The organism is Pseudomonas sp. PsB (assembly GCF_043658375.1).
Taxonomy (GTDB): domain Bacteria; phylum Pseudomonadota; class Gammaproteobacteria; order Pseudomonadales; family Pseudomonadaceae; genus Aquipseudomonas; species Aquipseudomonas putida_Z.
This window is the reverse complement of the sequence record NZ_JBIGLU010000030.1, coordinates 36,250-52,974: the sequence shown is the minus strand read 5'-3', so window position 1 is coordinate 52,974 and position 16,725 is coordinate 36,250. Positions and strand designations below refer to the sequence as shown.

15 protein-coding genes are annotated in these 16,725 nt (G+C 64.2%); 5 read left to right on the top strand and 10 right to left on the bottom strand.

The genetic code is table 11. The annotated features are described in order from the left end of the window. Positions 1 to 355: 355 nt before the first annotated feature. Positions 356 to 1,252 (top strand): formate/nitrite transporter family protein, encoded by an 897-nt coding sequence (locus ACGLHT_RS24800; RefSeq protein WP_137164695.1) that lies wholly within the window; start codon positions 356 to 358, stop codon positions 1,250 to 1,252. Between the two features lie 3 nt (positions 1,253 to 1,255). Here ACGLHT_RS24800 and ACGLHT_RS24795 read toward each other — a convergent pair whose 3' ends face one another. Beyond that, a complete protein-coding gene (locus tag ACGLHT_RS24795) occupies positions 1,256 to 2,347 on the bottom strand; it encodes an MBL fold metallo-hydrolase (protein ID WP_025340338.1) in 1,092 nt (363 codons plus the stop codon). A gap of 130 nt (positions 2,348 to 2,477) precedes the next feature. On the opposite strand from ACGLHT_RS24795, the gene ACGLHT_RS24790 reads away from it, so the two are divergent. Continuing rightward, complete coding sequence (locus ACGLHT_RS24790) at positions 2,478 to 3,551, top strand: diguanylate cyclase (protein ID WP_137164847.1); 1,074 nt, start codon at positions 2,478 to 2,480, stop codon at positions 3,549 to 3,551. Between the two features lie 51 nt (positions 3,552 to 3,602). After that, positions 3,603 to 6,188 (top strand): EAL domain-containing protein, encoded by a 2,586-nt coding sequence (locus tag ACGLHT_RS24785; RefSeq protein ID WP_137164696.1) that lies wholly within the window; start codon positions 3,603 to 3,605, stop codon positions 6,186 to 6,188. A gap of 179 nt (positions 6,189 to 6,367) precedes the next feature. Here the strand turns inward: ACGLHT_RS24785 and ACGLHT_RS24780 are convergent, their stop codons facing one another. Together ACGLHT_RS24780 and ACGLHT_RS24775 are read right to left on the bottom strand one after the other, a co-directional pair. Next, positions 6,368 to 6,703 (bottom strand): DUF2025 family protein, encoded by a 336-nt coding sequence (locus ACGLHT_RS24780; RefSeq protein ID WP_013973906.1) that lies wholly within the window; start codon positions 6,701 to 6,703, stop codon positions 6,368 to 6,370. Between the two features lie 122 nt (positions 6,704 to 6,825). Further along, positions 6,826 to 7,734, bottom strand: a complete 909-nt coding sequence (locus ACGLHT_RS24775; protein WP_274121144.1) for a LysR family transcriptional regulator — start codon at positions 7,732 to 7,734, stop codon at positions 6,826 to 6,828. A 111-nt stretch (positions 7,735 to 7,845) separates the two neighbouring features. On the opposite strand from ACGLHT_RS24775, the gene ACGLHT_RS24770 reads away from it, so the two are divergent. After that, positions 7,846 to 8,604, top strand: coding sequence for an SDR family NAD(P)-dependent oxidoreductase (locus ACGLHT_RS24770; RefSeq protein WP_025340343.1), 759 nt, complete (start codon positions 7,846 to 7,848; stop codon positions 8,602 to 8,604). Between the two features lie 141 nt (positions 8,605 to 8,745). Here ACGLHT_RS24770 and ACGLHT_RS24765 read toward each other — a convergent pair whose 3' ends face one another. The 7 genes from ACGLHT_RS24765 to ACGLHT_RS24735 all read right to left on the bottom strand — a co-directional run bounded on the left by ACGLHT_RS24765 (position 8,746) and on the right by ACGLHT_RS24735 (position 13,651). Further along, the gene (locus tag ACGLHT_RS24765) at positions 8,746 to 9,615 is read right to left on the bottom strand and encodes an HlyD family secretion protein (RefSeq protein ID WP_137164699.1); all 870 of its coding nucleotides are present in this window, start codon (positions 9,613 to 9,615) and stop codon (positions 8,746 to 8,748) included. A gap of 12 nt (positions 9,616 to 9,627) precedes the next feature. Further along, positions 9,628 to 9,834: a DUF1656 domain-containing protein gene (locus ACGLHT_RS24760; protein WP_046614712.1), complete on the bottom strand. Its 207-nt coding sequence runs from the start codon at positions 9,832 to 9,834 to the stop codon at positions 9,628 to 9,630. Further along, entirely contained in the window at positions 9,821 to 11,809 is a 1,989-nt protein-coding gene (locus ACGLHT_RS24755) for an FUSC family protein (protein ID WP_274121146.1), read from the bottom strand. Before ACGLHT_RS24755 ends, ACGLHT_RS24760 begins: the two co-directional genes overlap by 14 nt. Positions 11,810 to 12,081: 272 nt before the next feature. After that, on the bottom strand, positions 12,082 to 12,198 hold the full coding sequence (ccoM, locus tag ACGLHT_RS24750) for a cytochrome c oxidase subunit CcoM (protein ID WP_025340347.1): 117 nt from the start codon (positions 12,196 to 12,198) through the stop codon (positions 12,082 to 12,084). Between the two features lie 135 nt (positions 12,199 to 12,333). After that, on the bottom strand, positions 12,334 to 12,495 hold the full coding sequence (locus tag ACGLHT_RS24745; protein ID WP_075046112.1) for a hypothetical protein: 162 nt from the start codon (positions 12,493 to 12,495) through the stop codon (positions 12,334 to 12,336). A gap of 67 nt (positions 12,496 to 12,562) precedes the next feature. Continuing rightward, entirely contained in the window at positions 12,563 to 12,892 is a 330-nt protein-coding gene (locus tag ACGLHT_RS24740; protein WP_085590175.1) for an aspartate-semialdehyde dehydrogenase, read from the bottom strand. Between the two features lie 63 nt (positions 12,893 to 12,955). After that, positions 12,956 to 13,651 (bottom strand): M949_RS01915 family surface polysaccharide biosynthesis protein, encoded by a 696-nt coding sequence (locus ACGLHT_RS24735; RefSeq protein ID WP_025340349.1) that lies wholly within the window; start codon positions 13,649 to 13,651, stop codon positions 12,956 to 12,958. Between the two features lie 161 nt (positions 13,652 to 13,812). Here ACGLHT_RS24735 and rapA point away from each other — a divergent pair, with 161 nt between their 5' ends. Next, complete coding sequence (gene rapA / locus ACGLHT_RS24730) at positions 13,813 to 16,659, top strand: RNA polymerase-associated protein RapA (RefSeq protein ID WP_274121147.1); 2,847 nt, start codon at positions 13,813 to 13,815, stop codon at positions 16,657 to 16,659. Positions 16,660 to 16,725 lie beyond the last annotated feature (66 nt).

Genomic DNA, 16,725 nt, shown 5'->3' with positions numbered 1-16,725 from the left:
TATCAGTCCGTACTCACAAGCACCCACACGAATTGCTTGATTCGATTTGTTAAAGAGCGTTTGGTTAAGAGCCTTTCATCTCAACCGAGGCGCGCATTCTACGCTTTCCTCATTTGCTGTCAAGCGTTTATTTTGAAGTTTTTTACAGCTGGTTTCTTTCGAAACCCTTCAACCTCAACAACTTACCGCTCGCCTCGAAGCGTTCATCGCTGCGAGGAGGCGAATAATACGCGCTTTGAAATCAGAGTCAACACCTTGATCTGAAAAAACTTTCTGCCGGCGTTTGTCTCCTCGCCGGCAACTAATGAAAGCGCCGCGAATCTGTAGAGAAACACCCCCACGGAGCGTAGCGGCCATGAGCGATGCGCAAAGCGAGAAAACCCCGGGCCTGTCGGCGGACGAGGAGCAGGAAGTCAGCCTTAGCCAGCCGCCCCGCGCGGCAGTACTGCACGAGATCATTCGTTACCAGGGCGACCAGGAACTGGAACGTACACTCGCCGCACTGTGGTGGTCGGCACTGGCCGCAGGCTTGTCCATGGGGCTGTCGCTCATGGCCATGGGCCTTTTCTATGCTCGCCTGCCAGAGGGGGACAGCGCTCAGGTAATCGCCAGCATCGGCTACAGCGCAGGCTTCCTTGCAGTGATACTGGCGCGTCAGCAGTTGTTCACCGAAAACACCCTGACCGCCGTGTTGCCGGTAATGACCGCCCCCACCCTGGCCAACTTCGGGCGCCTGCTGCGCCTTTGGGGCGTTGTACTGCTTGGCAACCTCGCCGGCACCTTGCTGGTGGCCTGGGTAATGCTGGAACTGCCGATCTTCGACAGCAAGACCGATGTGGCCTTCCTGGAGGTGGGCCGCAAGGTCATGAAGAACGATATCAGCCAGATGTTCGCCAAAGGCATCGTATCGGGGTGGATGATCGCCACAATGGTCTGGATGATCCCATCGATGGAACATGCCAAGATCTGGATCATCCTGATGATCACCTACCTGATGGCCCTGGGCGACTTCACCCATATCGTGGTCGGCTCGGTCGAGGTGTCCTATCTGGTCTGGGCCGGCGATGAAACCTGGCGCAGCTTCTGGCTGGAGTTCGCCCTGCCAACTCTGGCGGGCAACATCATCGGCGGCAGCTTCATCTTCGGCTTGATCAGCCATGCACAGGTGCGCAGCGACAGCGGCAAACCGCCCTCACGACTACTGAAAGAGGACCAGCCACCCTCCCCGCGCCGCAACAACGGCAACAAATGAACTTCAGCGTGCCGCCACCACGCGCTCGTTCGCCTGGCCGCGCTGACGCACGGGCCGCGGCTGCCACCAGTTCTGCCCGGCGTGCGGAGAGTCAAGGCTGACCCGCTCCCCCATCTGCGGCGTGCTCAGACGCACCTGCGCCTGGTTGGCCAACGCCAGGATGCGCTCGAACGGCTCCTGCCAGCCATGCATGGACAGGTCGAAGGTGCCGTTGTGAATCGGCAACAGCCAGCGCCCGCGTAGATCCAGATGGGCCTGCAGGCTCTGCTCCGGCTGCATGTGCACATCGGGCCAGGCGACGTTGTAGGCCCCGGTCTCGATCAGGGTCAGGTCGAACGGCCCGAAGCGCTCGCCAATCTGCTTGAACCCATCGAAGTAGCCGGTATCGCCACTGAAGAATACCCGCACATCCTCGTCGACGATCACCCACGACGCCCACAAGGTCCGGTTGCTGTCCAGCAGCCCACGCCCGGAAAAGTGCTGAGCCGGGGTGGCGACAAAGCGCACGCCCTCGACCTCGCTTTCCTGCCACCAGTCCAGCTGCCGCACCTTTGCCGGTGCTACGCCCCAGGTCATCAGCAGGTTGCCTACGCCCAGCGGCGCCAGGAACACACTGGTGCGCGATGCCAGTTGGCGAATCGCCTGTTCGTCAAGATGATCGAAGTGATCGTGGGACAGTACCACCGCAGCCAACGGCGGCAACTGGTCCAGCGCCAGGGGCGGCGCATGGAAGCGCAGTGGGCCGGCCCACTGCACCGGCGAGGCGCGCTCGGCGAATACCGGGTCGGTAATAAAGAAGCGCCCGCGCAGCTTGAGCAATACCGTGGAATGGCCCAGGCGCCAAAGGCTGCGGTCGGGCGCATCGAGCACCTGTTGGCGGGTCATGGGCTGGAGGCTGACCGGTGTGGCCGGCCGGGTTTCCGGCGGTTTGCGCAGGAACAGGTACTTGAGCCCGATGCGCAGTTTCTTCAATACGCCATCCTGTGGCAACGACGCCTGATTGTGAAAGCGCCCTTCCCGCTGAGGCGCCGGCTCGCCGGCAGGGTTGGCCAAAGGGACCATCAGCAACACTCCGAGCAACAGGAAAGCCTTCATGTTACCCCACAGTGATCGGATCAACCGTGAATTGGCTTGTAAGGTCATTTTTCGTCGATGAAACACTGTTCAACAATATTCATGCGAGTTATGCGATAAACGGTGCTTCAGCAGAAGAACGATGACCAATATGGATAAACGCAGCGGCAAAGGACTTTCATTCGCCAAACGCATCTACCTGCCGCGGGTCATCGGCCTGGGGATTGGCCTGTTCAGCGTCATGGCCGCCATGGCGCCGCTGTCACCGCCCACCTGGGCATGGCTGCTGGTACTGTTCAACGGCCTGGTGTGGCCGCATGTGGCCTACCTGTGGGCCGCCCGTTCGGCCATGCCCTACCAGGCAGAACAGCGCAACCTGGTGCTGGACTCCCTGATGGGTGGGTTCTGGACCGCCGCCATGCATTTCAATCCATTGCCCAGCGTGACCGTGCTGTCGATGATGACCATGAACAACGTCGCCGCCGGCGGCAAACGCATGGTCGTTCGCGGGGTGCTGGCCCAGCTGACGGGCATGCTCGTCGCCATCCTGCTGCTGGGCCCCGGCCTGCAACTGAACGCGACGCCCCTGCAGGTCTATGCCTGCCTGCCGATGTTGACCCTCTACCCGCTGGCGCTGGGCTGGGTCTGCTACCAATTGGCGATCAAGCTGGCCGACCACAAGCGCCGGCTGAGCACCCTGAGCCTTACCGACAGCCTGACCGGTCTGCTCAACCACGGCGCCTGGAAAGACCTGCTGCTGCTGAAGTTCCAGGCTTGCCAGCAGCAACAGGGGCACGCGGTGATTGCCCTGATCGACATCGACCACTTCAAGACCATCAACGACACCTTCGGCCACGTGGTCGGCGACTGTGTGCTGCGCCAGCTCGGCGCCGAGCTGCGGCGCAATCTGCGCGAAGGCGACCAGGCCGGGCGTTACGGTGGTGACGAATTCTGCGTGATCCTGCCGGACACCAGCGAGGCCCAAGCCTGCCAGGCCATGGAGCGCCTGCGCGAGCAGGTCGCCAGCTACCGCAACCCGCAGTTGCCGCACCTGCGCATCAGCCTGAGCATCGGCCTTTCGGCATTCGAGGCCGACCTGGAGTCACCCGAACACTGGCTCGAACAGGCGGACAAGGCGCTGTACACCGCCAAGCATGCCGGGCGCGACCAGGTCAATTTTGCCCACAGAGACGCTGCGGCGCTCAGGCTGGCCTATCCTGATTGAACCTCCTTCCTGACTAACTGGCGGGAGGCTGCCTGAAGGAGCCGCTCGCGCATGGCCAGGACCGCCAACCTTCCACCCGCCAGCCCCACACCACGCTTCCAGGTGCGTCGCCTGATTGCCGGCTTCAGCGCAGTTTTCGGCCTGGCCTGCCTGATCATCCTCGGCGCCCTGTTCAATATCGCGGGTACTCTTGACCATCAGGAGCGCCAGCGCAGTGCCTCGCAGGCAACCAAGGCGCTGGAGCAACGGCTGCTCGCCTCGCGCCAGTTCCTGTCCAGCTATGCCGTGTGGGATGCTGCCTTCGAACACCTGGCGGGCCAGGCCGACTGGAAATGGGCCTACGAAGAAAAGAACGTGGGCGAGTCGCTGTACAGCGCCAGCGGCTATGAAGGGGTGTTCGTGGTGGAGGACGCTCGCACCACCTACGGTTTGTTCAAAGGCCAGCCTACCCAGGCAGCGGCCAATACCTATATTGATGCAGCGCTGCAGCCAATCATCGACCAGGCTCGGGCGGCGGCCATCCCACGTGAACAGATCACCCGTTTCGTCCTGTTCAACGGCTGGCCGGCAGTGCTCAGTGCCGCGGCGGTGCGCCCGGACCGGGATGTCACCGATAGCGAGGTGCGCCAGGCGCCGGTGATGCTGTTCGTCGACCAGCTCACCGAGGAAAAGCTGGCACAGCTGAGCAGCGGTGCCGGCCTGATCGGCATGCACGTGGAAAACGATGATGTGGGGGAGCACGGGCACCTGCGCATCGACCTCGGCGATACCGGCTACCACCTGTCCTGGAGCAGCCCGCTGCCAGGGCAGCAGTTACTGCGCGCGGTGTTGCCGCCGCTGGCGGGTGCCCTGCTGATACTCGGCCTGGTCATGCTGTACCTGTTCCGCCATGCCTTGCGCAGTTCGCGGGCGATCGACCTCACGCTCGCCGATCTGCAGCAGAGCAACCAGGCCCTGGAGGCCAGCGAGCAGCGTTTTCGCGCGGTGGCCGAGTCGGCCTCCGACTGGATCTGGGAAACCGATCGGCAACAACGCCTGACCTACCTTTCGCAACGCTTCGTCAATGTCACCGGCTACCCGGTGGACGACTGGCTCGGCCACCCGCTCAATCAGTTGCTGGCCTGCGATACCACGCCGCTCTCGCCGTGGCTGGATGCCCTGGCCGCGGTCGACCCTCAACAACTGGCCAACCTGCGCTGCACCTACCGCGACCAGAATGGCCAGAACCGCTACTGCCGGATATCGGCCCGCGCCATCTGGTACGACGGCAAGCCCGTCGGTTTTCGCGGCACCGCCAGCGACATCACCGACGAAGTCGACGCTCATGCGCGCATCCAGCACCTGTCGCTGCACGACCCGCTGACCGGGCTGGCCAACCGCAACAAGCTCGCCCGGCACCTCGAGCAGGCCTTGTTGCGCGGCAGTGATTCGCCGCCACTGACCTTGCTGCTGCTTGACCTGGACAACTTCAAGCCGATCAACGACTCCCTCGGCCATGCCGCCGGTGACGCCGTGCTGCAGGAGGTTGCAACACGCCTGCGCGACAGCACCCGCGATGGCGACCTGGTCGCGCGCCTGGGCGGCGACGAGTTCCTCCTGGTGCTCGGCGGCATGGACAACCGCAGCGAGATCGACCGCTTCTGTGCGCGCCTGATCAGCCTGCTGCAACAACCGATCATCTTCGATAACCAGCCCCTGCACGTTGGCGCCAGTATCGGTGTCGCCCAGACCCGTACCCAAGGCTTCGATGCCGGCGAGCTGATCCGCTGCGCCGATATCGCCCTGTACCAGGCCAAGGCCGACGGCAAGTGCACCTGGCGCTATTTCGCTGCCGAAATGAACCAGCAGATCCAGTACCGCCGCCAACTGGAGAACGACATGCGGCGGGCCCTGCGCAACCAGGAATTCGAGCTGCACTACCAGCCGCGCTATCGCCTCAGCGACCTGCGCATCGTCGCGGTCGAGGCTTTGCTGCGCTGGCAGCACCCGCAGGAAGGGTTGCTGGGGCCGGACACCTTCATTCCGTTGGCCGAACAGAGTGACATCATTGTTGCGCTGGGCCGCTGGGTGCTGCGCGAAGCCTGCCGCACCGCCCATGACTGGCCCGCCGATGTACTGGTTTCCGTGAACCTGTCACCGGCGCAGTTCCTGCGCAGCGATGTGGTGGCCGATGTACGCGAGATCCTGTTGGAAACCGCCTTCCCTGCCCAGCGCCTGGAGCTGGAAATTACCGAGAACGTGATGCTCAATGACATCGAAGGCGCGCTGGGCACCATGCTGTCGCTCAAGGAGCTGGGCGTGCGCCTGAACATGGACGACTTCGGCACCGGCTACTCGTCGTTGGGCTACCTGCGCACCTACCCGTTCGACAGCATCAAGATCGACAAACGCTTCATCGGCGGGCTGAACAACACCGCTGGCAGCGACCGCGCCGTGGTCCAGGCCATCATCAACCTGGGCGAAGCGATGGGGCTGACAGTGACGGCCGAAGGGGTGGAGAGCGAGCAGCAGCTCAGGGCACTACAGAATGACCGCTGTCATGAAGTGCAGGGCTATTACCTGAGCAAGCCGCTGGACAGTGCGGGGCTCGAGGCGTTGTTGCAGCAGGCATCCCAGCGGTCGGCGCCCTACCTGTAGCGCGCGGACGTAACTGTCTTGTGCAGGTTTGATACTTGCACATCCCCTGTGGGAGCGGGTTCACCCGCGAAAAATGCAACTCGGTATATGGCACCGGCTTCGCCGGTGTTCGCGGGTGAACCCGCTCCCACAGTGATGGTGCAGGTTTTCGGTATTCGAGCTAGGCAGTTACTCCGCTATTACAGAGCGGAATCCCGCTGCAAGCTGCGCTCAGCCACGATTTCCGGCAGGTCACGCCGGCGCAGGTAGGTGCGCAGCGGTTCACCGATGTTCAAACGGTCATCCACATGCTGCTCCAGCAACAGCGCCAGCCGTTCGCGGCACAGGGCCATGCGCTGCCCTTGCTCGGGCCGCCAGACAAACTCGCTGCAGGGCGTGATGCTGGCGTCGGCCACGTCCATGCCGAACGAATCTTCGGAAAAACGCACGATGTGCACACCGCGCTTGCCATGAAAACCGACGAAGCCCTTGAGCTGGTCGGCAGCGTTGCAGATGTCCTGGGAAGTGATGGCCATGACGTAACCTCGCAATGAAATCGGAAGATACGCACGCCAGGCGGGGGTGGTTGCCTCTGCCGGGCAACTCGTGACTGGCAGCCTAACGCAGGCCGTCGCACAGGCGCCACGCTTTTCATCAATCAGCGGCCACCGTCAACCTGCGAATGCAGTACCTCGCCCAGCCACTGCATGAAGGCCTGCACCCGGCGTGGCACGTGCCGTTGCCGGGCATACAGCAGTGACACAGGCATGGCCGGGGCCTGCCAGCCTTCCAGTACCGTAACCAGCTCACCGCGCTGCAGGTGCTCGGCCACGCCCACCGCCGGCACCTGGATCAGCCCCAGCCCGGCCAGGCAGGCCGCCGAGTAGGCCTCGGCATTGTTGACCGTGACCACTCCGGCCATGGCCTGGAAGTGCAGTTCACCGTCCTGCAGGTATTCGAAACCGGCACTGCGCCCCCCAAGGGTGCGCACGTAGTGCACCAGGTGGTGCTCGGCCAGGTCCTGCAGCGTGCGCGGCACGCCATGGCGGGCCAGGTAGGCAGGGCTGGCACAGTTGCGCATGCTCAGTTGCCCGACCGGGCGCGCCACCACATCCAGGTCATGCAGGGCACCAATGCGCATCACACAATCGAAGCCTTCACGCAGCAGGTCGACCTGGCGGTCGGTGCAACTGAGCTCCACCTCCAGGCGCGGGAAGCGCTGTAGAAACTGCGGCAGCGCCGGGATGATGACCCGACGGGCCATCATGGTCGGCAGGTCGACCCGCAGGCGCCCGGCCAGCTCGGCATTGTCGGCGCAGAACAGGCTCTCGATCTCGTCCATGCCCGACAGCAGGTCCTTGCTGCGCTCGTACAGCAAGGCGCCATCCTGGGTTGCCTGCACCCGGCGGGTGGTGCGGTTGAACAGCTGCGTACCCAGCAAACGCTCCAGCGCCCTGACCTGCTCCGACACGGTCGAACGGGGCAGCCCCAGGCTCTCGGCAGCCAGGGTGAAACTGCTGACCTCGCTCACCCGTACAAAGGTGCGCAACAACTCCAGCTTGTTCACTTGAACCTCGTCTATCCGGTTTTACCGAACAGTATTTCCATATTTGCCGGATTTAACAGCACAACACCGACCAATAACCTGTGCACATCAGCCCACCATGAGGTTTTCACCATGACCCGCAAGATTGCCCTGATCACTGGCGCCAGCCGCGGCCTGGGCCGCAACACCGCCGAACACCTGGCCGCACGCGGCATCGATGTCATCGGCACTTACCACAGCAAGGCCGAGGAAGCCCAGGCCGTGGCCGTGCGGCTGGAGCAGGCCGGGGTCAAGGCCGCCATGTTGCAACTGGACGTCAGCGACAGCGCCAGCTTTGCCGGCTTCGCCGAACGCCTGGGGGCAACCTTGCAGCAACACTTCGGTCGCGAGCGTTTCGATTTTCTGGTGAACAATGCCGGGATCGGCTTGAACGTGCCATACACCGAAACCAGCGAGGCGCAGTTCGACCAGTTGCTGAACATCCAGCTGAAAGGACCGTTCTTCCTCACCCAGCGCCTGCTGCCGCTGCTGGTCGACAATGGTCGCATCGTCAACATTTCCACTGGCCTGGCGCGCTTTGCGCTGCCGGGGTATGCCGCCTATGCCGCGATGAAGGGGGCGATGGAGGTGCTGACCCGCTACCAGGCCAAGGAACTGGGCGCGCGTGGTATTCGCGTGAACATTCTGGCGCCGGGGGCGATCGAGACGGACTTTGGCGGCGGCGTGGTGCGGGACAACCGCCAGGTGAATGAATACATTGCCGGCAACACGGCGCTGGGGCGCGTGGGCCTGCCGGATGATATCGGAGCAGCGATTGCGCTGTTGCTGGAAGATGGCAATGGCTGGATCAACGGGCAACGGCTGGAGGTTTCAGGCGGGATGTTCCTCTGAAATCGAGAATTTGGGGCCGCTTTGCGGCCCATCGCGACGCAAGGCCGCTCCTACAAGAATACGCAATCGCACGGGGAATACGCGATCGCCTGTAGGAGCGGCCTTGTGTCGCGATGGGCTGCTCAGCAGCCCCCTTGGCCCTCACGGCCGATTCTGCTCCTCATGCACCTGCACACTGGCCGTCATCCCCGCACTCAGGGTCACGCCCTCCGGCACCTGGTCGAGGCGGATCCTCACCGGTATCCGCTGCGCCAGGCGCACCCAGTTGAAGGTCGGTTCAACCTCCGGCAGCAACTGGCTGTCGGGGTTGCTGTTGCGGTCGGTGATACCACGGCTGATGCTTTCCACATGCCCTTGCATCGGCTCGCCTGCGCCCATCAGCCAGACCTTCACCGCATCCCCCACACGAATGCGCGGCAGCTTGGTTTCCTCGAAGTAGGCCTGGATATAGAAGGTTGAATCGTCCACCAGGGCCATCACCGATTCCCCGGTGTTCACATAGTTACCCTCGGCCAGGCGCAGGTTGGTGATATGCCCGCTGCGCGGTGCCCGCACTTCACTGCGCGCCAGGTTGATTCTGGCAACCTGCAACTGTGCCTCGGCCTCATGCAGCTCACCACGGGCGATGGCCGCATTGATCTGGGCGTTTTCCCGCAATTCGGCACTGATCGCCTCCGGCCCCAGGGCGGTACGCCGGGCCGCTTCACGCTCGCGCAGGCGCAGTTGCTGGGTGCGGGTCTCGGTTACCGCGCTGGCCTGGTCGAAGGCCGCCTGGAAGCGTTCGCGGTCGATGCTCATCAGCAGGTCGCCGGCCTTGACCTGCTGGTTGTCACGGGCCTTCAGCTCGCGCACCCAGCCGGACACATCAGGGGCGATCACCACCACATCGGCGCGCACACGGGCATCGCGGGTCCAGGGGGTGAGCATGTAGTACTGCCACAGCTGATAGCCGGCGAACACGGCAAGGGCCACCACACACAAGGTGACCAGGGTACGTACGGCCGCACGCATCGAAACACTCCTTTATAAAGCTCCCAGCAGTCGCACCACCAGGAACAACACACAAACGAACAACGCCGCGTCGAACAGCGCTTCATGCCAGATCCAGCGCCCCAACGGCGTGGCCTGCACCAGCAGACGCAACAACCCGGTAAGCACCAGCGCCAGCAACACATAAACAAGGAAAGGGCTGAACAGCACGCCGCCCACTTCCCACTCACGCAACCCCATGGGCTTCCTCCTGCCAGTGGCACCACTTGCCCCAGCTCTTCTGCAGTTGCAGCACCGCCCCTTCGGCCAACCGCAGCGGATCGCTTGAGGGTAGACGGCGCAAGGCGCCAATGAACTGTTCGCTGGCAGCATCCAGGCGCTGACCTCGCCCGGGCGCCGGCCCCTTGGCCAGCACGGCTTCTACCTGCTGCAGGTATTCGCGCTCGGCCCGCCCCAACGGGGCTTGGGCAACCGCCAGGCACATGCGCAGGTGCACCAGTTCGTCGCCGATATCCAGGCCGTGCAGGCCGTCGTCCCAGCGCTTGCGTTCGCTCTCGGGCAGTTCGCCGGCATGCCGCGCCAGTTGCATCAGGCGGTCGGCCATGCGCCCGCCAAACCAGCTGTCGGCCCCGCGCAGGTCGCGCCGGGTCAGGCGCACCAGGTCGTTCTGAGTCGCCGCACGCAGGCGCCGGCCCAACCAGGCCGGGTGGCGAAACACCAACAAACGGAAGGCCATCACCGCTGCCGACACACCCACGAGCATGGCCAAGGCACTGTTGAGCATGGTGGCCACGCCGAACTGCATGGCGTTGAGCGGCGACACCAGCACGATGAAATGCAGGCAATAGGAGGTGGCCGTGGCCCCGGTCCGCGGGTGAGCCATGCCCAGCGCACCAAGAAACAGCGGCACGCCCATGCCCAGGCAGAGCATGGCGAAGCTGCTCCATTGCGGCAGCAGAATCTGCCCGACCAGAAACGCCGCAGGTATCGCCAGGAAAATCCCACGCAGGAAGCTCAGGCCGATCTGCGCGCCGTTCTCGCGGCTGGCGAACAGGCTGCAGACCACGCAGGTCAGCACCAGGCCACCTGGTGCCGAAGGCCATGCGGTGGCCAGCCAGAAGCCACTCATTACCAGAAAGGCCAGCGCACTGCGTGAGCCGAACAGCAAAGCCAGCGACCAGTCGCGGTGCGCGGCCAGGCCTTGGGACACATCTTTGGGCGCCCTGCCCGCCTCCACATCGTCCAGCGCCTGGCTGGCAGCCATGGCGTAATCCAGCAGCAGCGCGATGCGCGCCAGGCAGAAGTGCTCCGCCGGGCTGATCTGTTCATCGTGGGCAGCATCCCAGATGCGCTGGCGCAGCAACAACAGGTTCGGCTGGTCGGGCTTGCCCAGCAGTGCACGCACTTCCTCCAGCCAGTGTGCCAGGCGTTCGGCCTCGCGCTCATCAAGTTGCCGCCACTGCCGGCGCACCGAACGGGAAATGCGCAACAGCACCATCAGTTTCTGGCTCAGGCCACGAATGGCACGAGCGCGCTGGCGCCCGCGGTTGCCTTCGAACCAGGCGTGTTCGCGTTGGCTGTCGATGGCAACGATGCGCCCCAGGCTTTCCAGCAGGCCTTTGCGCGCCTCGTCTTCGCCGCCCAGCATGGCACTGGCGGCCTGCAGGCCGTTTTGCCAGGCCTGGCGGGCTTGCCCGCCCAGTTGCTGCTCTACCCGCATGGGCCAGAGCAAGGCACTGCTGGCGGTGGCACAGAAGATGCCCAGGCAGATCTCGGTGCAGCGCGCCACGGCCTGGTCGAACACCTGCAACGGGTGGTCGATGGCCGGCAGGGCAATGATCGCCGCGGTGTAGCCTGCCAGCACGAAGGCATAGGCCCAGGCGCTGCGCAGTTGGGTGGAGGCGGCGGTGCACAGGGCCAGCCACAGGGCCAAGGTGAGCAGGAACAGCCATGGGGTCTGGGCAAACAGGCCGATGAACAGCTCCGACGCAAACGTGCCGACCAAGGTACCGGCCAACCGCGCCAGGCCCTTCTGCACCACCATGCCCGACAACGGCTGGGCGACGATGAAAGCGGTCATCAGTGCCCAGGACGGTTGCTCCAGCCCCCAGCGCATCGCCAGCCACAGCGCCAGGCCGCCACCGAGCAGGGTCTTGATGGTGAACTTGAGGGCGAGGCTGCTGGGGGCGAACAGGGCCTGGAGGGTGATGGGCACGAGACGGACCTTGCGGGGATGGTCTTGTAGAAAGATAGACAATTGGGGAAAGGATAAAGCGGAAACGATTAATTAGCTAGCTAATCATCTTTATAGGAGGTGCAGATGGTCCTGTCCCGGCCCTTTCGCAGCACAAGGCTGCTCCTACAGATACTGTGTAGGAGCAGCCTTGTGCTGCGAAAGGGCCGGTACAGGCAACACCAAAATTGCAGGCAAAAAAATGGGCGACCGAAGTCGCCCTAAATGCCTTGCGTGCTCGTGTACCCGGAAGGTCAGCGCGGCTTGCGCTTGTTCGAGTCCTTCCAGATGAAAATGCCCAGACCGGCAAAGAAGACGACCATCAACCCGACCGTTACCACTCCGGCGATAACCACGTTGTCGAAGAACATGCTGGCCTCCCCATTCGTTTGCCGTTGTCCGATGGGTGCAAGTTAACCAATGTGGGGGCGGGGAAAATTGATCGGTGTCAATGGTGCCCGGGGCCGGGCACGCGAGGCGGGTGCAGGGTTGACCTGCGTCAAGTTTCAGCGCTTCTTCGGCTTGCCCTTGGGCTTCTTTTTCTTGGCGGTGTTCAACGGCAGGGCCTGCTCGAACGCATTGCGCATCTCGTTCAGGCGCTTTTCCTTGAGGTCGTGGACGCGCTTGGCGCGTTCGGCATCGAAATCGATGAGGTTGTCTTGGCTCATGGGTGGGCTCGACGATCAACTGAGACTTGCATGATGAAGCCAGGCGCTGGCGCTGACCAGCCCCATGTCAGACTTCGATGTCCACCAGCAGCCCCTGGCGTACATGCTCGCCCATCAATGGCGCCACCGGCACGGTGTTGTCGGCGTTGACCTCGTCACCCGGCATCGCACTGTAGCGTTCGTCGTCGCCCTTCTGCCGGCGTTGCTGCTGGCGGCGCTGCTCGTCGCGCAGCAGCAGCGCCTGCTCCTGCGGGTCACGCTGGTGCTTGAGGTCGATGGCACTTTCACCGGATGCAGGCTGCGTCGGCACCACCGGCTTGATGTCGGGTGTCGGCTTGACCGGGTCCTGTTGCGAGGTCACCGGCGCGGCACTGAGCGGAATGATCGGTGGCAGCATGGACGTTCTCCTATGCCCCCTGTATCGGCAGGCGCGGGCTTACCTTGATGGCAGGCACAACACTTATTCGGCTTCGTCGTCAGGGTCGTCGTCGCTTGGCGGGCTGGCCTCGCTCCAGGGCCGCTTGTACACCTGCTGCCAGACCGCGTCCATGTGCTCGCGCAGCACCTGCGGCGCGGCCTTGAGCGAAGCGCTGTCCTCACGCTCACCGCCGATCGGCTCTTCACCCGCCGGGGTGATCAGCGACTGGCCGGTGATACTGTAGCTGGCCTGCCCTTCGCGCATCTCGATGGCGATGTCGTGCGGGTCGATGCCACCGCCGCAGAAGGCGTGGCTGGCAACCGTCACTTCAGCGACGCCGTCCTTGTTCAGGTCACCGACATCGCTTACGTCGTTATAGAAGTCCACGTCCAGGTCCAGGCCGGGGCAGGTGGTTTCCTGTTCGATCTGCCAGCGTGCCTTGAACGCGTCGTTTTCGGCGGTGCGCCCGTACAGCGTGGCCTTGAGTACCACCTTGTCCACTTCCTGCTCGCTTTCCGGGTCGCTGGCCTGGCCATCGCTGCGGCTCAATACCAGCAGGCCTTCACCGTCGCGGTCACGAAAGTGCACGCTCTTGATCGGTGTCTGCACGCCCAGTACCTCGAGCTGCTCGATCGGGATGGCGGGCAAGGTCTCGAAGTTTTTCTGCTCGCAGGCGGCCAGCAGCAACAGGCTGCCCACGGCCATCGAAGTGCTGATCCAGCGGTGCTTGGCAGACATGTTGATCCGGGGCCCTCGTCGGCAGCACGGTGGGGGGCGATGAAGCGGCTAGACTGTTGCTACCTATCGCACTTCGGCACCTTTCGATGCGCTCGGCACTTTGGTCTGACCGGCCGATCCGTTAACATAACCGGCTTTTTCATCGCGGGAGTTCAGGCAGTATGGCGCAGCAGTATCAACCGGGGCAACGCTGGATCAGCGACAGCGAAGCCGAGCTCGGCCTGGGTACCATCCTGGCGCAGGATGGCCGCCTGTTGACCGTGCTCTACCCGGCCACTGGCGACACCCGCCAGTATTCCCTGCGCAATGCGCCGCTGACCCGCGTGCGCTTCTCGCCAGGTGACCAGATCACCCACTTCGAAGGCTGGAAGCTGACCGTGCGCGAGGTCGAGGACATCGACGGGCTGATGGTCTACCACGGCCTGGACGGGCAGAACCAGCCGCGCACCCTGCCGGAAACCCAGTTGTCGAACTTCATCCAGTTCCGCCTGGCCAGCGACCGCCTGTTCGCCGGGCAGATTGACCCACTGTCGTGGTTCAGCCTGCGCTACAACACCCTGCAGCACACCAGCAAGCAGATGCAGTCGGCGCTGTGGGGCCTGGGCGGCTGCCGCGCCCAACCCATCGCCCACCAGTTGCACATCGCCCGCGAAGTCGCCGACCGCAGCGCGCCGCGCGTCTTGCTGGCCGACGAAGTGGGCCTGGGCAAAACCATCGAAGCCGGCCTGGTGATCCACCGCCAGCTGCTGTCGGGCCGCGCCAGCCGCGTTCTGATCCTGGTACCGGAAAACCTCCAGCACCAGTGGCTGGTGGAAATGCGCCGCCGCTTCAACCTGCAGGTGGCCCTGTTCGACGCCGAGCGTTTCATCGAAAGCGACGCCAGCAACCCGTTCGAGGATGCCCAGCTGGCGCTGGTGGCCCTGGAGTGGCTGGTCGACGACGAAAAGGCCCAGGACGCGCTGTTCGCCGCCGGCTGGGACCTGATGGTGGTGGACGAAGCCCACCACCTGGTCTGGCACGAAGACCAGGTCAGCGCCGAATATGGCCTGGTCGAACAGCTGGCCCAGGTGATCCCGGGCGTGCTGCTGCTCACGGCCACCCCCGAGCAGCTCGGCCAGGACAGCCACTTCGCCCGCCTGCGCCTGCTCGACCCCAACCGTTTCCACGACCTGGCCGCCTTCCGCGCCGAGAGCGAGCACTATCGCCCGGTGGCTGAAGCCGTACAGGAACTGCTCGACGAAGGCCGCCTGTCGCCCAAGGCCCACGCCACCATCCAGGGCTTCCTGGGTGCCGAAGGCGAAGCCCTGCTGGCCGCGGTCAGCGACGGCGATACCCAGGCCAGCGCGCGCCTGATCCGTGAGCTGCTCGACCGCCACGGCACCGGCCGCGTGCTGTTCCGTAACACCCGCGCGGCGATCCAGGGCTTCCCTGAGCGCCAGCTGCACCCTTACCCACTGGCCACGCCTGAGCAGTACCGCGACCTGCCAGCCGGCGAACATGCCGAGCTGTACCCGGAAGTCGCCTTCCAGGCCCAGGGCGAGGTGGCCGATGACGAGCGGTGGTGGCGTTTCGACCCGCGCGTCGACTGGCTGATCGACACCCTGAAGATGCTCAAGCGCACCAAGGTGCTGGTGATCTGCGCCCATGCCGAAACCGCGATGGACCTGGAAGACGCCCTGCGCGTGCGCTCCGGCATCCCGGCCTCGGTGTTCCATGAAGGCATGAGCATCCTCGAACGCGACCGCGCCGCCGCCTACTTCGCCGACGAAGAGTTCGGCGCGCAGGTGCTGATCTGCTCCGAGATCGGCAGCGAAGGCCGCAACTTCCAGTTTGCCCACCATCTGGTGATGTTCGACCTGCCGGCGCACCCCGACCTGCTCGAACAGCGCATCGGTCGCCTCGACCGTATCGGCCAGAAGCACACCATCCAGCTGCATATCCCGTACCTGCAGGACAGCCCGCAAGAGCGCCTGTTCCAGTGGTACCACGAAGGCCTCAACGCCTTCCTCAACACCTGCCCTACCGGCAACGCCCTGCAGCACCAGTTCGGCCCGCGCCTGCTGCCGCTGCTCGAAGGTGGCGAAAGCAAGGCCTGGGAAGCCCTGGTGGCCGATGCCCGCAGCGAGCGCGAACGCCTGGAAGCCGAACTGCATACCGGCCGTGACCGCCTGCTGGAACTCAACTCCGGCGGTGCCGGCGAAGGCCAGGCGCTGGTCGAGGACATTCTGGAACAGGACGACCAGTTCGCCCTGCCGATCTACATGGAAACCCTGTTCGACGCCTTCGGCATCGACAGCGAAGACCATTCCGAGAACGCCCTGATCCTCAAGCCGAGCGAGAAGATGCTCGACGCCAGCTTCCCGCTGGGCGACGACGAAGGCGTGACCATCACCTACGACCGTGGCCAGGCGCTGTCGCGCGAGGACATGCAGTTCCTCACCTGGGAGCACCCGATGGTGCAAGGCGGCATGGACCTGGTGCTGTCCGGCTCGATGGGCAACACCGCCGTGGCGCTGATCAAGAACAAAGCGCTCAAACCCGGCACCGTGCTGCTTGAACTGCTGTTCGTCAGCGAGGTGGTGGCACCGCGCAGCCTGCAACTGGGCCGTTACCTGCCACCGGCGGCATTGCGCTGCCTGCTCGACGCCAACGGCAACGACCTGGCGTCCCGCGTGGCCTTCGAAACCCTCAACGACCAGCTGGAAAGCGTGCCACGCGCCAGCGCCAACAAGTTCGTCCAGGCCCAGCGTGACGTGCTGGCCCAGCGCATCGGCAGCGGCGAGGCCAAGGTCATGCCGGCCCACGTCGAGCGCGTGGCCGAGGCCCAGCGCCGCCTGACAGCGGAAGCCGACGAAGAACTGGCTCGTCTGGTCGCGCTGCAAGCGGTCAACCCGAGCGTGCGCGACAGCGAGATCGAAGCGCTGCGCAAGCAGCGCGAAGAGGGCCTGGCGATGCTGGAAAAGGCCGCCCTGCGCCTGGAAGCCATTCGCGTGCTGGTGGCTGGCTAGTCTTTCCCCGCACCCGTGTAGGAGCGGCCTTGTGTCGCGATGGGCTGCGCAGCAGCCCCAGCATTT